Source organism: Streptomyces sp. R28 (assembly GCF_041052385.1).
Taxonomy (GTDB): domain Bacteria; phylum Actinomycetota; class Actinomycetes; order Streptomycetales; family Streptomycetaceae; genus Streptomyces.
In genome coordinates this window covers 448,784-463,588 of the sequence record NZ_CP163439.1, presented here as the reverse complement: position 1 = coordinate 463,588, position 14,805 = coordinate 448,784, and the positions used below count along the sequence as shown (strand labels likewise).

Annotated in this window: 9 protein-coding genes; 7 read left to right on the top strand and 2 right to left on the bottom strand. The window is 71.1% G+C overall.

What is annotated here, in order from left to right:
• Positions 1-53: 53 nt before the first annotated feature.
• The 5 genes from AB5J49_RS02015 to AB5J49_RS01995 all read left to right on the top strand — a co-directional run bounded on the left by AB5J49_RS02015 (position 54) and on the right by AB5J49_RS01995 (position 7,190).
• Positions 54-1,325, top strand: coding sequence for an MFS transporter (locus AB5J49_RS02015; RefSeq protein WP_369166723.1), 1,272 nt, complete (start codon positions 54-56; stop codon positions 1,323-1,325).
• A gap of 332 nt (positions 1,326-1,657) precedes the next feature.
• Positions 1,658-2,455: an oxygenase MpaB family protein gene (locus AB5J49_RS02010; RefSeq protein WP_369175020.1), complete on the top strand. Its 798-nt coding sequence runs from the start codon at positions 1,658-1,660 to the stop codon at positions 2,453-2,455.
• Positions 2,456-2,518: 63 nt separating this feature from the next.
• Positions 2,519-4,759, top strand: a complete 2,241-nt coding sequence (locus AB5J49_RS02005) for a tetratricopeptide repeat protein (RefSeq protein WP_369166722.1) — start codon at positions 2,519-2,521, stop codon at positions 4,757-4,759.
• Positions 4,760-4,839: 80 nt separating this feature from the next.
• Entirely contained in the window at positions 4,840-6,417 is a 1,578-nt protein-coding gene (locus tag AB5J49_RS02000) for a phytoene desaturase family protein (protein WP_369166721.1), read from the top strand.
• Between the two features lie 2 nt (positions 6,418-6,419).
• Complete coding sequence (locus AB5J49_RS01995) at positions 6,420-7,190, top strand: class I SAM-dependent methyltransferase (protein ID WP_369166720.1); 771 nt, start codon at positions 6,420-6,422, stop codon at positions 7,188-7,190.
• Position 7,191: 1 nt separating this feature from the next.
• Here AB5J49_RS01995 and AB5J49_RS01990 read toward each other — a convergent pair whose 3' ends face one another.
• Complete coding sequence (locus AB5J49_RS01990; RefSeq protein ID WP_369166719.1) at positions 7,192-8,961, bottom strand: serine hydrolase; 1,770 nt, start codon at positions 8,959-8,961, stop codon at positions 7,192-7,194.
• Between the two features lie 168 nt (positions 8,962-9,129).
• On the opposite strand from AB5J49_RS01990, the gene AB5J49_RS01985 reads away from it, so the two are divergent.
• Both AB5J49_RS01985 and AB5J49_RS01980 read left to right on the top strand, forming a co-directional pair.
• A complete protein-coding gene (locus AB5J49_RS01985; protein ID WP_369166718.1) occupies positions 9,130-10,254 on the top strand; it encodes an NAD(P)H-dependent flavin oxidoreductase in 1,125 nt (374 codons plus the stop codon).
• On the top strand, positions 10,251-11,804 hold the full coding sequence (locus AB5J49_RS01980; protein ID WP_369166717.1) for an acyl-CoA synthetase: 1,554 nt from the start codon (positions 10,251-10,253) through the stop codon (positions 11,802-11,804). The genes AB5J49_RS01985 and AB5J49_RS01980 overlap by 4 nt, the downstream gene beginning before the upstream one ends.
• Before the next feature lie 33 nt (positions 11,805-11,837).
• On the opposite strand, the gene AB5J49_RS01975 is transcribed toward AB5J49_RS01980, so the two are convergent.
• Complete coding sequence (locus AB5J49_RS01975; protein ID WP_369166716.1) at positions 11,838-14,747, bottom strand: AAA family ATPase; 2,910 nt, start codon at positions 14,745-14,747, stop codon at positions 11,838-11,840.
• Positions 14,748-14,805: the final 58 nt, after the last annotated feature.

Below are 14,805 nucleotides of genomic sequence, written 5' to 3'. Positions count from 1 at the left end.
AACTGGCACCAACAGCCACTAATGTCACCGGAGTCACCAGGGGAGCCCGCAGCATGACCGGCACCACGGAGGCCTTCAGCGGGTCGGCTGCAGTCGACGATGCGGCACGAAGCGTCACGCGCCCGTTCTACGTATACGCCGTGCTCGCCAACTCGCTGTTCCAGCGTGGCGTATTCGTCCTCTTCCTGTATGAGCGAGGCTTCTCCGCCGGTCAAGTGGCCCTGCTTCAGACACTGATCTACCTGGTCAGCGGACTTGCGGAGTTGCCGACGGGAGTCATCGCCGACCGAATCGGCAGGCGTGCCAGCATCGTGATCGGCCAGGTGCTGACAGCGGGATGTCTGCTCGGTCAGGTGACGTTCTCCAACTACTGGGTGTTCCTGACGCTGTTCATGGTGCAGGGCGTGGGCATGGCCTGTGTGTCCGGTTCGGACACCGCCCTGCTGTACGACCTGCTCGTGCGGCGTGGTGCTACGGCCGGCTACGTCAAGATCAAGTCCCGGTTCACCATGCTCGGGACACTCACCTCGGGAGCCGCCATCGTCCTCGGCGGCCAACTGCAGCGGATTTCCTGGGGAGTCGTCTACGTCGCTTCGGCGGCGTGCCTCGTCCTGGCCGTGGTGGTGCTGATGTCACGGGTGCCCGAGATCCGCGGTGCGGACGCGGTGGACGAGCAGGACGGAGCCGAGGAGGAGCACCGCGACGCCACACCATGGCGGGCGATGCTTCGGGTCGCCACGCCGGCGCTCGTGACGCTTGTCGTGGTGTCCGGATTGATGCATGCGACTTTGACGCCGTACATCATTTTTACGCAGAAGACCCTCTCCGATCAGGGAGCGGGCACCGCATTGGTCGGCGTGATCATATCGGCGGGATTCTTCGCCGGCGGGCTCACTCCGCTGCTGTCGGACCGCGCGGACCGGCGCATCGGGTATCGGGTCATCGTCCCGGTGTCTCTCCTGACGCTCGCCGTCGCGCTCGGTCTGAGCGGCCTCGGCCTTGTCTGGGTCACCATCGCCGCGTTCCTGGTCCTGGTCGGGATTCCCGAGATCACCGCCGTGATCGTGGACAACGTGTTCAACGAGGCCGTGCCGTCGCGCCATCGGGCGAGCCTGCTGTCGATGATCGCATTCGTGGAGTCGGCGCTCATCGGCATCGGCTATCTCGTTCTCGGCGTGCTCATGGACGGGCTGGGCTCCAGTGTGGGCATGGCCACCTATGCCGCGGTCCCGCTGCTGGCATGTCTCCTGTGGCTCCCGGTGCTCTTCCGAGGGGCACGGGTGACCACCGGGATCGAGAAGCCCGCCGACCAAAAGGCGTCCTGAGACACCGCGTTCACCAGCAAGAAGAAGGCGCTTCACGTCACGGCCCGGCTCATCGTGCACCGCGTCAAGCGCCTGGACCCCGCGTCCGTGCCCGAGGGACAGAGCGAGCTGTGCAGTGTCTGGCGCCACCACGAAACACCCCCTGACCTGCGGTGTACCAAAGTGCCGAATGTCTCTCTGTTCCGTACTTCCCGTCGCAGCACCTGGTTGGCATCAGCGCAGGTCACGAACGTTCCAGGGTGCCAACCAGCGATCCTGGGCACACTGTGGGTGTGGACGCCATACGCGCCGGTGACCCCGGCCTGTTCGGCCCAGGCTCCGTGACCTGGCAGATGCACGGCGACCCCGTCATGTGGGTCGCCGGAGTCCGCGCGCTCTACCTCCAGGCCCTGCACCCGCGTGCCGTGCGCGGCGTCATGCAGAACTCGGACTTCCGGCAGGACGCCTGGGGCCGGCTGCTGCGCACCGCGAACTTCGTCGGCACCATCACCTACGGAACCGTCGAGGCCGCCGAGAAGGCCGGTGCCCGGGTGCGGAAGATCCACCGCATGCTGGGCGCCACCGACCCGGACACGGGGGAGCGGTACGGCGTCGACGAACCCGAACTGCTGCTGTGGGTGCACTGCGCCGAGATCGACTCGTATCTGCAGGTCGCGCGCCGCTCCGGGTTCCGCCTCACGGACGCGGAGGCCGACCGTTACATCGCCGAACACCGGGTCAGCGCCCGCCTGGTGGGCCTCGACCCCGACGCCGTACCGGCGAGCCAGGAGGAGCTGGCGGCGTACTTCGAGAAGGTGCGGCCCGAGCTCGCATGCGGACCCGAGGCACGCGCGGTGGACGACTTCCTGCTCCGCCCGCCGACGCACCCCCTTCTCGTCCCGGCGCGCGAGGTGCTGTGGCGGCGCGTGGCGCAACTGGCGTACGCCGCCCTGCCGCCGTACGCCCACGAGTTGTACGGCAGACCGGCCCCGAAACCCGCCACAGTCAACCGTCAGTTGCGTGCCACGGGCACCCTGCTGCGCTGTATTCCCGCACGTCTGCGCTGGCAACTGCCGCCGAAACACATCCTGCGCGCCATGGCACGGCTCGGTCCCGGCTCGCGCCCGGCACCGTACAAACTCGGACGATAGCTCGCCATACTGGACGAGCCGGGGGAGGGTGGGGCGGACCGTGACGGGGGGCGATCGCGGGCGATGGGGGACAGCAGGCTGATCCAGGGCCGGTACCGGCTGCTCGATCTGATCGGGCGTGGCGGTATGGGCGAGGTGTGGCGTGCGCGCGACGAGTCGCTGGGCCGGCATGTCGCCGTGAAGTGCCTCAAGCCGCTGGGGCCGCACCACGACCAGTCCTTCACCCGGGTGCTGCGGGAGCGGTTTCGGCGTGAGGCCCGGGTGGCCGCGGCCCTTCAGCACCGCGGGGTGACCGTCGTCCACGACTTCGGCGAGTCCGACGGCATCCTGTTCCTGGTCATGGAGCTGCTTCAGGGCCGCAACCTCAGCCAGCTCCTGGAGGACAACAAGCACCACCCGCTGCCCGTCCCGGACGTCGTCGAGATCGCCGACCAGGTCGCCGCCGCCCTCGCCTACACCCACCAACAGGGCATCGTGCACCGCGACCTGAAGCCCGCCAACATCATGCGGCTCGCCGACGGCACGGTGAAGATCTGCGACTTCGGCATCGCCCGCCTCGGCCACGACATCGGCTTCACCTCCCGGCTGACCGGCACCGGCATCGCGATGGGCACCCCGCACTACATGTCGCCGGAACAGATCAGCGGGGGCGAGGTGGACCAGCGCAGCGACCTGTACTCGCTGGGGTGCGTGCTGTACGAGATCGCCACCGGGGTACCGCCGTTCGACCTCGACGACCCCTGGGCGATCCTCGTCGGCCACCGTGACACCCCGCCCCGGCCGCCGCGCAGCCACCGCGCCGAGCTGCCCGAGTACTTCGAGAAGGTCATCCTGGACCTGCTCGCCAAACGCCCCGAGGAACGCCCGCACGACGGCCGGGAGTTGGGGCGCCGGATCGGCCTGGGCCGTACGACACCGGCGTACGTGCCGACGGTGGTGACCCCGCAGCCGGACCTCAGGCCCCCGGCGCCCGTATCCCGCGAACCCCGCCTGCCGTCCTGGACCCGTGGCATGACCACCGGCCACAAGGCCACCGGCGCCGGACTGCGCACCACACCCCCCGACGCCGCGGCCGGGCTCACCGGCGAGTGGGTCCCGCGGCCGACGGCCGGCCGGCCCGAGGAGACCGCCGCCCCGGACGCGCCTGCCGCCCCTTCCGCGGCGACCCTCGCCGCGCTGGCCGGGCGGCACAACGCCGGGCTCAGCCTGGGCCGGCTCGGCCGCTGGACCGAGGCGGGCGAGGTGCACCGGGCCGTCGCCGCCGAGCGCGAGCACCTCCTCGGCCCCGACCACCCCGACACGCTCGCCAGCCGTTTCGAGGTCGCCTTCACCCTCAGCCGCACCGGCCGCGCCGCCGACGCCCTGCGCGAGTACAAGCACGTCGCCCGCGCCCGCAGCCTCGCCCTCGGCCCGGACCACCCCGACACACTGGCCGCCCGGCAGGAAATGGCGTACGTGCTCGGCCAGTTGGGCCGCCACTTCGACGCGCACCAGGTCTACACGTCCGTGCTGACGGCACGGGAGAGCACCATGGGCGCCGATCACCCCGACACCCTGCGCTGCCGCCACAACCTCGCCTTCAACCTCAGCAGACTGGGGCGCCTGGAGGACTCGTACCGTATGGCCGCCGAGGTCGCCGCGGCCCGCGCCCGCGTCCTCGGCCCGCATCACCCCGACACGCTGGTCACCCGCTATGAAGTGGCTTACGCGCTGGGACAGTTGGGGCGCTGGGAGGAAGCCCTGCAGACCTACCGCGAGGTCGCCGAGGCGCGCGGGCAGGCCCTCGGACCCGACCACCCGGACACCCTCTCGGCCCGCTACGAGGTCGGCATCAGCCTCGGCCGCCTCGGCCGCAGCGCGGAGGCGCTCCAGCTCTACCGCGACCTCATCGACGACCGCACCCGCGTCCACGGCCCCGCCCACCCCGAGACCCTCCGCGCCCGCCACGGCCTCGGCGTCAACCTCGGCCGGCTCGCCCGCTGGGAGGAGGCCCTCGCCGAATCCCGCGACGTGTGCGCGATCCGCGAGCGGGTGCTGGGCTCCGACCACCCGGACACCTTGGTCAGCCGGCGCGAGGTCGCCGTGAGTCTCGGCTGGCTGGGCCGCTGGCCGGACGCGCTCACCGAGTACCGCAGGGTGGCCGCCGCCCGCGAACGCGTCCTGGGCGCCCACCATCCCGACACCCTCGCCAGCCGCAACGACGAGGCCCACTGCCTGGAGCAGCTCGGGCGGGGCGCGGAGGCGGTCGAGCTGTACCGGAGGGTGGCGGTGCTGCGGCAGCAGCGGGGTCCCGGCGGCCCGTGAGCCCGGTGGCGTCCGCCGGCCGGTGACTCCCGTGCGGCCGACCTATGGCCGACCTAGATCATCACGTGTTACGAAGAACCATGCCTGCACACGAGGGACACCCGGGACACCGTACCTACGACGCGGTCATCGTCGGAGGAGGCCACAACGGCCTGGTCGCCGCCGCCTACCTGGCCCGGGCCGGACGGTCGGTGCTGGTGCTGGAGCGGCTGGACACCACCGGGGGCGCCGCCGTGTCCACGCGGCCGTTCGCCGGCGTCGACGCACGGCTGTCGCGCTACTCGTACCTGGTCAGCCTGTTGCCGAAGAAGATCGTCCGGGACCTCGGCCTGGACTTCCGCGTCCGCACGCGCAACGTCTCCTCGTACACGCCCGTGGAACGGGACGGACGGTCGACCGGACTGCTGGTCGGGGGCGGCGAGCGGCGCACCCGGGAGGCGTTCGCCCGGCTGACCGGCGGCGAGCGCGAGTACGCGGCCTGGCAGCGGTTCTACGGCATCACCGGGCAGGTCGCCAAGCGGGTGTTCCCCACGCTCACCGAACCCCTGCCGAGCCGTGAGGAACTGCGCCGCCGGGTGGACGACGAGGAGGCCTGGCGCATCCTCTTCGAGGAGCCGATCGGTGTCACGATCGAGGACCGCTTCACGGACGACCTGGTGCGGGGCGTGGTCCTGACGGACGCGCTGATCGGCACCTTCGCCGACGCACATGACGCCTCCCTGAAGCAGAACCGCTGCTTCCTCTACCACGTGATCGGCGGCGGCACCGGCGACTGGGACGTCCCCGTGGGTGGCATGGGCGCCCTCACCGACGCCCTGGCCACGGCGGCCCGCGCGGCCGGCGCGGTCGTCGTCACCGGACACGAGGCGGTACGGATCGACACGGACGGCCGTACGGCGGAGATCACGTATCGGACGGCGGACGGTGAGGGCGTCGCCGCCGCCCGGCACGTCCTGGTGAACGCCTCCCCGCAGGAACTCGCCGCCCTCACCGGCGACACACCCCCGACCCCCGCCGAGGGCGCCCAGCTCAAGGTGAACATGCTGCTCAAGCGCCTGCCCCGGCTGCGCGACAGCTCCGTCGACCCCCGCGAGGCGTTCGCCGGGACCTTCCACATCGCCGAGAGCTACGGCCAACTCGCCACCGCCCACGCCCAGGCCGCCGCCGGGGAACTCCCCAGCGCGCCGCCGTCCGAGATCTACTGCCACTCGCTGACGGACCCTTCGATCCTCGGCCCCGACCTCGTCGAACAGGGCTACCAGACCCTCACCCTCTTCGGGCTGCACACCCCGGCCCGGCTCTTCGAACGCGGCAACGACGCCGTACGCGAGGAACTGCTGAAGTCGACGCTCGCGCAGCTCGACGCCCACCTCGCGGAACCGCTCGCCGACTGTCTGGCGATCGATGTCGACGGCCGGCCCTGCATCGAGGCGAAGACCCCGCTGGACCTGGAGCGCGACCTGCGGCTGCCCGGCGGCAACATCTTCCACCGGGACCTCGCCTGGCCCTACGCTCAGGAGGGCACCGGCCGGTGGGGCGTGGAGACGCGGCACGCGAACGTGCTGCTGTGCGGGGCGGGCGCGGTACGCGGGGGAGGGGTGAGCGGGGTGCCGGGACACAACGCGGCGATGGCGGTGCTGCAGGGCAGCGGCGACTGACGATGGCCGACTCTTCCGTACGGGACTTCTACGACGCGCTGGCCGGCGACTACCACCGGCTCTTCCCGGACTGGGACGCGAGCATGGCGCGCCAGGCCGACGCGCTGAACGGCCTTGTCCGCCCACGGCTGGGCGCCGGGCCGCACCGGGTGCTCGACTGTTCCTGTGGGATCGGCACCCAGGCGATCGGACTCGCGCTCGCCGGGCACCGCGTCGTCGGCAGTGACCTGAGCCCCGTCGCCGCCGCCCGGGCCACTGCGGAAGCGGCGGGCCGGGGTGCCGGTCTTCCTACGGCCGTGGCGGACATGCGCACTCTTCCGTTCCGGCCATCGGCCTTCGACGTCGTCATATGCGCCGACAACTCACTCTCGCACCTGCTCTCCCGGCAGGACGTCGCACAGGCTCTGTCCGAGATGCGGCGCGTCCTGCGGGAGGACGGGCTGCTGGTGCTCAGCATCCGCGACTACGACCAGGCGCGACGGAACCGTCCGGCGGCGGCTCCTCCTCAGGTGTCCGAGAACTCCGACGGCCGGACGATCACCTTCCAGCTGTGGCACTGGCACGACGACGGCGAGCGATACGACCTGGAGCACTTCCAGCTCTTGCCCGCCGCAAGCGGCTGGGACGTCCGCGTCCGTCGCACCACCTCCTGGGCGCTGACTCGGCGTCAGGTGACCGATGCCGTTGCCGCCGCCGGCTTCGGCGACCTGACCTGGCACGCCCCCGAGTCCAGCGGCTTCTACCAGCCCGTGCTCACCGCCTGCCGCGCCTGAGCTAGTCGGCCGACGGTCCCCAGCCGATCGCCTCGATCCGTGTCGAGTCCGCCGGGCGTGTCTCGTCGAAGAGGATGTCGTCGCCGGTCCGCACGCGCAGCCCGTCCACGTACGCGCCACGGCCGACGTACAGCCGGTCGGTCGCGTACCGCCAGCGCAGCACGAGCCGCTGGTGCGCGGGCAGTTCCGCCGAGAGCCGGTGCCAGACACGGCCCGACCAGCCGGTGGCCGTGCCCGCGGGGTGCTCCTGGGGCTGCTCGCTGTGGCGGGTCGTCGTGAAGGGGAGGGGGTGCCAGGTGCTGCCGCCGTCCGTGGACGACTCCAGGGCAAGGAGGTCCGGGCCGGGCTCGGTGTCCCACCACAGGGCGCACCCGAGCCGCGCGTCACCGGAGGTCGTGTCGAGGGCGGGGAGCGCGAGGGTGGCCGTGGTGGCGTTCGCCATTCCGGAGAACCATGCGGCACGGCCGTGTCGCGGGCGGACCGGTACGGCGCGGGCCAGGTGGTCGGCGGCGGCGACCCGGGGCGCGGAACCGGAACGCCAACTGCGCACCGGGTGAACCGAGTTGCCGAGGACGACGAGGAAGGAGTCGGTCGTCGGGTCGAGGACCAGCGAGGTGCCGGTGAAGCCGGTGTGCCCCGCGGTGCGCGGGGTGGCCATCGCGCCCATGTACCAGTGCTGGTAGAGCTCGAAGCCGAGGCCGTGCTCGTCGCCGGGGAAGGCGGTGTTGAAGTCGGTGAACATCAGGTCCACCGACTCCGGTTCCAGGATGCGGGAGCGGCCGTAGGAGCCGCCGTTGAGCAGTGTCCGGCCGAGGACCGCGAGGTCCCAGGCGTTCGAGAACACGCCCGCGTGGCCCGCGACCCCGCCGAGGCTGAAGGCGTTCTCGTCGTGCACCTCGCCCCACACGAGCCCACGGTCCAGGCCGGACCAGGGCCTCCTGGCGTCCTCGGTGGCCGCGATCTTCGGCTTCCAGGCTGCGGGCGGGTTGTAGCGGGTGCGGCGCATGCCGAGCGGGACGGTGATCTCGTCGCGGAGGAGGGTGTCGAGCATGCGGCCGGTGATCTTCTCCAGGACCAGCTGGAGGGAGATCAGATTCAGGTCCGAGTAGAGGTACTTGGTGCCCGGAGCGTTCAGCGGCGCCTCGTTCCAGATGAGTTGGAGCTTCTCCTCGTACGTCGGCGCGTTGTACAGCGGGATCCAGGCGCGGAACCCCGAGGTGTGGGTGAGGAGCTGACGGACCGTGATGTCCTGCTTGCCCGCGCGGCCGAAGTCCGGGAGGTAGGAGGCGACCGTCGTCTCCAGCCCGAGGGCACCCCGCTCGATCTGCTGCACGGCGAGGATAGAGGTGAACAGCTTGGACACCGAGGCCAGATCGAAGACGGTGTCCTCGGCCATCGGGATCTGCTGGTCGGCCGGGAACTCGACGCCGGCGTCGGTCTTCTCGTCGTACGCCTGGTAGCGCAGCGCCATGCCGATGGGCTGGTGCAGGGCCACGGTGCCGCCGCGCCCGGCGAGCAGGACGGCGCCCGCGTACCAGGGGTGCTTGGGGGAGGGGCCCAGGAACGCCTCGGCGTCGGTGACGAGCCGGCGGAGGTGGGCGGGGAGAAGACCGGCGCGCTCGGGGGAGCCGTGGCGCAGGGTGCCGTCGCGGCCGGAGGAGGCGGCCGCCACCGGTCCGGCGGGGAAGGGGGCAAGGGCCAGCGCGCCGCCCAGGGCCAGGGCTGTTCGGCCCAGTTGACGCCGGGTCAGTCTGTTCCTGCCGTCCGTCATAGAGGTTCCTCCCGCCACTCGGGCTGAAAGTATCTTTCCGGGATCACCTTGCGTGGTGAAACTTTCCTGTCAGGTGCGGGTCGTGTCAACGGGGTGGTCGGCCAAGTGATCTGACGGTGTATCAGAAAAGGCCTTCCGTCGTCCGGAGGACTGCGGCATCCTGCGCCCATGCAGACGGAGCTGAGCAAGAAACTGGGAGTCGAGCACGCCATCTTCGGCTTCACGCCGTTCCCCGCCGTCGCCGCGGCCATCAGCCGGGCCGGCGGCTTCGGAGTGCTCGGCGCGGTCCGCTACACGGCCCCCGACGACCTCAAACGCGACCTCGACTGGGTCGAGGCGCATGTCGACGGGCGGCCCTACGGCCTGGATGTCGTCATGCCCGCCAAGAAGGTGGAGGCCCCGAACAACCAAACACTGACCGAGGCCGATGTCGAGGCGATGATCCCCGAGGGACACCGGCAGTTCGTCAAGGACACCCTCGCCAAGTACGGCGTGCCCGAACTGGCCGAGGGAGAGGCGTCCGGCTGGCGTATCACCGGGTGGATGGAGCAGGTTGCCCGCACCCAGCTCGACGTCGCCTTCGACTACCCGATCAAGCTGCTCGCCAACGCCCTCGGCTCACCGCCCGCAGACGTCGTCAAACGCGCCCATGACCAGGGTGTCCTGGTCGCCGCGCTCGCGGGCAGCGCCCGGCACGCCGCCAAGCACAAGGAAGGCGGTATCGACATCGTGGTCGCCCAGGGGTACGAGGCGGGCGGCCACACCGGTGACATCGCCTCCATGGTGCTCACACCGGAGGTGGTGGAAGCGGTCGACCCGCTGCCCGTACTGGCAGCCGGGGGGATCGGCAGCGGCCAACAGGTGGCTGCCGCACTCAGCCTCGGCGCCCAGGGTGTGTGGCTCGGCTCCATATGGCTGACCACCACAGAGGCCGAACTCCCCTCCCCCAGGCTCATCCAGAAGCTGCTGGCCGCAGGCTCCGGCGACACCGTGCGCTCCCGCGCCCTGACCGGAAAACCCGCACGTCAGCTGCGCACCGAGTGGACCGACGCCTGGGACGACACGAACGGGCCCGGCACCCTCCCCATGCCCTTGCAGGGACTGCTCGTCGCCGAGGCCGTCTCCCGGATCCAGAAGTACGAGGTCGAGCCGCTGCTCGGCACGCCCGTCGGCCAGATCGTGGGCCGGATGAACAGCGAACGCAGCGTCCAGGCCGTCGTCGACGACCTCACCCGCGGCTTCGAGCGAGCCGTCGATCGCATCAACCGCATCGCCGGAAGGAGCGGCCAGTGACGAGCACACCCCCCGCAGGCTTCTGGGCCCAGGCAGCGGCCGACCCCGACCGCACGGTCCTCGTCGCCCCCGACGGCGAGGAGTGGACCGCCGGGCGACTGCACGCCGCCGCCAACAGCCTCGTCCACGGCCTGCGCGCGGCCGGAATGGAACGCGGCGACGCCTTCGCCGTCGTCCTGCCCAACAGCGCCGAGTTCTTCACCGCGTACCTCGCCGCCAGCCAGGCCGGCTTCTACCTGGTCCCCATCAACCACCACTTCGTCGGCCCCGAGATCGCCTGGATCGTCGCCGACTCCGGCGCCAAGGTGCTCCTCGCCCACGAACGCTTCGCCGCCGCCGCGCGTCACGCCGCCGACGAAGCCGGCCTGCCCGGCACCCACCGGTACGCGATCGGCACGGTCGAGGGCTTCCGTCCGTACACCGAACTCCTCGACGGACAACCGGAGTCGGCGCCCATTGACCGCACCCTCGGCTGGGTCATGAACTACACCTCCGGCACCACCGGCCGACCGCGCGGCATCCGGCGCCCGCTGCCGGGCAAGGTCCCCGAGGAGGCGTACCTCGGCGGTTTCCTCGGCATCTTCGGCATCCGCCCGTTCGGCGACAACGTGCACCTGGTCTGCTCGCCGCTGTACCACACCGCCGTGCTTCAGTTCGCGGGCGCTTCCCTGCACATAGGTCACCGGCTGGTGCTGATGGACAAGTGGACGCCGCAGGAGATGCTCCGCCTGATCGACACCCACAAGTGCACCCACACCCATATGGTGCCGACCCAGTTCCACCGCCTGCTCGCTCTGCCCGAGGACGTGCGGGCCCGCTACGACGTCTCCTCCATGCGGCACGCCATCCACGGCGCCGCCCCCTGCCCCGACCACGTGAAGAGGGCGATGCTCGACTGGTGGGGCCCCTGCGTGGAGGAGTACTACGCGGCCAGCGAGGGCGGCGGCGCCTTCGCGACCGCCGAGGACTGGCTGAAGAAACCCGGCACGGTCGGCAAGGCCTGGCCCATCAGTGAACTCGCAGTCTTCGACGACGACGGCAACCGCCTCCCACCCGGCGAACTCGGCACCGTCTACCTGAAGATGAACACCGGCGGCTTCGCTTACCACAAGGACGAGGCCAAGACGAAGAAGAACCGCATCGGAGACTTCTTCACCGTCGGCGACCTCGGCTACCTCGACGAGGACGGCTATCTCTTCCTCCGCGACCGCAAGATCGACATGATCATCTCGGGCGGGGTCAACATCTACCCGGCCGAGATCGAGTCCGTGCTCCTCGCCCACCCGGCCGTCGCCGACGCCGCCGCCTTCGGAATCCCGCACGACGACTGGGGCGAAGAGGTCAAGGCCGTCGTCGAACCGGCCCACGGCCACGCGCCCGGCCCCGACCTCGCCGCCGAGATCCTCGACCACTGTGCCGAGCAACTCGCCGGCTACAAGCGGCCCAAGAGCGTCGACTTCATCACCGAGATGCCGCGCGATCCCAACGGCAAGCTGTACAAGCGGCGGGTGCGGGACCCGTACTGGGAGGGCCGCTCACGACCCGTGTGACGACGGCCGACACGGGGGCCGAGACCGGCGCTCTCAAGGGCGATGGTGGGGCACGGACCCCAGGCACATGGCGAGGCCGGTGGCGTCGGTGCCGATCTTGCGGTAGACGGAGGACAGCAGGTGCCGCACGCCTTGCTCGGTGAGGCGCAGTTCCTTGGCGACCACAGCCACCGGCTGGCCCTGGATGGTCAGTTCGGCGGTACGGCGTTCCTGAGCGGTCAGTGTGTCGGCTTGCACGTACCGCAGCGGCAGCGGGCGCAGACCGGCCGCCGACAGTTCCTCCCTGGCCCGGGCGGCGAGCGCCTCCGCCCCGCAGTGGACTGCGCCTTCCAGACCCTGGTAGAGCCGATCGGCGGCCTCCTGGAGCCGCCCGTTGCGGGACAGCGCGGCGCCGTGGCCGACCAGGGCGCGGGCGAGTTCGTACGCCGACGGTGACTGCTCCAGGTGCTCGACGGCCTCCGCGTACAGGTCGAGCGCCGCGGGTCCGCCGGTCACCTCGGCGAGGGTGTGCAGGGCCCGGCCGATGGTGGAGGCGGCGCCGAAGTCCCGGGCGCGCCTGACGGCGTCCTGGGCGTGGCTGACCGCCTCGTCCGGTGCGGTGGGGGCGAGCGCGGACGCGAGCCTCAGCTGCCACGGGCACCAGGCCGGGTTGCGCCACGCCCGCTGGTCCAGCCAGTCCCCGACCAAGGACAACCGCGTCGCCGCTTCGGCGTGCCGTCCCTCCGCCAGAAGCAGTTCCGCGTACACGGTGCGAGGGTCGGGGTAGATGACGGCGTTCGGAGTCATCTCACCGAAGTGGTGCTCGTCGGCCAGTGCGCGCGCCTCGGTGACGCGCCCACGGGCCAGCAGGGTCTTGATGAGGATGCCGACGGCGAACCACTGGGCGGGCACGGCCCCTTCCACCTTGTCGGCGATGCGCAGTCCCTCCCGTACGAGGTCCTCGGCCTCGGCCAGGCAGCCACGGCGGTAGCGGATGTAGCCGGCGAGGCTCTGGCCGAAGGCCAGGTGAGAACCGCGCCAGCCCTTGCCCGCGCACTCCTCGATGCCCTTGTTGAACAACTCCTCGGCCCGGCGCGGCTGGTCGCCGTACATGAACACCAGGGCGACCGAAACGGGTACCTCGAAGCCCCGGTTCTCGTCGGTCCAGCTCATGCCACCGCGCAGCGCCTTCTCGGCATAGGTGAGGGCGGTCTGCCTGGGCTCGCCGCGCTTCACCGCGTCCCAGGCCCGCAGCCCCAGGATGTAGCGCTCCTCCAGCCTGCGACCGGGCAACTGCTCGGCCAGACGCGTCAGCGTACGGGAACGGGCGGGGGAGTCGGGGTCGTCGGTGCGGACCATGCTCCAGACGAAGTGATCGGCCTGCATACGCAGTTTGACGCGCGGATTCGTGGCCTGCCGCGCCTCCTCGGCGGCCACGTCCACGGCCTCGGCCAGCTGATCGGTGTGGGCCAGAGCCTGCGTCAGCCGATAGACGATGGAGGCGCGCAGATCTGGGTCGACGTCGGGTTCCGCCAGCGCCTGGCGCAGATGGCGCACCGTGGCGGTGGGCTCGATCAGGAACGTGGAGCAGGCGAGCTCGTGAAGGACCGCGGCACGGTCCTCGGGCAGCGGTGGCTCCTGCAGCGCCCGGGTCAGCAGGCGTCGGGCGGCCTCGGTCGCCCCGGCGCGAAGGTTCTCCCGAGCTGCCTCGCGCAGACATGCGACCGCCTCGGGGTTGCCCTCGCAGGGGACCTCCAGCAGATGCCGGGCGGCGGCCGTGGGGCCGTACCCCGCGGCCAGGGCGGCCTCCGCGGCAGCGTTGTGCAGACCGACCCGGAAGGCCGAGCGGATGGACCGGTAGATCGTGGTGGCGATCAGTGGATGAACGAACTCGAGCTCTCCCCCGGGACCGTGACCGTCGGCCAGGATCCGGGCGGCGCGCAACTGCTGGGTCGCCTCGGCGACGGCCTCGTCGCCGAGCACCGCGACGGTCGCGGCGAGCTGAGGTGAGAAGGGCGAGCCCAGTACGGCCGCGACGTGCGCGAATCGGACGGTCGTCGTGTCGAGCCCTTCGAGACGCTCGATCAGTCCCGGGCCCTTGACCGCCGCGGCGAGCTCACGCATTGCCGGCAGGTCGTCCTCGGTGCCCCGCAGGTTCCGCTCGCCGAGTCCGATGGCGAGCTCCACCGCTTCGAAGGGGCTCCCGCCGGTGGCCGACCAGCATTCCCTGCAGAACCGGTCCTCGGCTCCCTCCCCGACCTCGTGCCTGACGATCCGCGCCACGCCGTCGGTGGTGAGCCGGTCCAGGGCGTGGGGGCGGCCCCCGTGGCGTCCGACGAGTGTGCGGAGTTCCTCCGCCTCGGGGGGCAGTTCGTCGGGTCGGTAGGCGAGCACGATCAGCAGCGGAAGGTCCTCGACCCGTGGCGCGAAGGAGGAGAGCCAGTTGAGGGACTCGGCGTCCGCCCAGTGCAGGTCGTCCAGGAGCAGGACGACGGGCGGCTTCCTCACGGTGAGGCGCGTCATGACCCAGTCGAGACCTTCACGGACGCCGGTCGGGTCCGGCTCCGGGACGGGGCCGTGCGCCTCGAGACCGAGAGCGGCGGCGACGATGTCGTACCAACTGCCCATGAAGGCGCGGAGTTCCGCCCCGTCCATCGTCGCCAGCGGAGGTTGCATGAGCTGGCGCACCACGCGGAACGCCAGCCCCTGCTCCTTCTCGCCGCCCCGGCCCGAGAGCACGCTGAACCCGTGCGCCGCAGCCCGGGAGCGGGCGGCCCTGACGAGTGCTGTCTTGCCCAGTCCGGCCGACCCGGTGAAGGCGAGCAGCCCCCTGCGCCGCGCTCGCGGAACCCCGTCCGTGGTGTGCCGCAGTTCCTTGAACGCGGCGTCGAGAGCATGAAGTTCCCGCTGCCGCTCGATCAACATCCGGTGCTCGGCGATCGGGGGCCGTGGCTCTTTCGCCATGTGCCGTACCGCCTTCAGTAGTTCGGCGTCGGAGCAGCCGAGATTACGCCTCCTGACG

Coding starts and splice junctions, on each gene's coding strand:
- AB5J49_RS02000 (WP_369166721.1), top strand. CDS start 4,840: ATGCCTGCACACGAGGGACACCCGGGACACCGTACCTACGACGCGGTC.
- AB5J49_RS02010 (WP_369175020.1), top strand. CDS start 1,658: ATGCACGGCGACCCCGTCATGTGGGTCGCCGGAGTCCGCGCGCTCTAC.
- AB5J49_RS01975 (WP_369166716.1), bottom strand. CDS start 14,747: ATGGCGAAAGAGCCACGGCCCCCGATCGCCGAGCACCGGATGTTGATC.
- AB5J49_RS01985 (WP_369166718.1), top strand. CDS start 9,130: ATGCAGACGGAGCTGAGCAAGAAACTGGGAGTCGAGCACGCCATCTTC.
- AB5J49_RS01995 (WP_369166720.1), top strand. CDS start 6,420: ATGGCCGACTCTTCCGTACGGGACTTCTACGACGCGCTGGCCGGCGAC.
- AB5J49_RS02015 (WP_369166723.1), top strand. CDS start 54: ATGACCGGCACCACGGAGGCCTTCAGCGGGTCGGCTGCAGTCGACGAT.
- AB5J49_RS02005 (WP_369166722.1), top strand. CDS start 2,519: ATGGGGGACAGCAGGCTGATCCAGGGCCGGTACCGGCTGCTCGATCTG.
- AB5J49_RS01990 (WP_369166719.1), bottom strand. CDS start 8,961: ATGACGGACGGCAGGAACAGACTGACCCGGCGTCAACTGGGCCGAACA.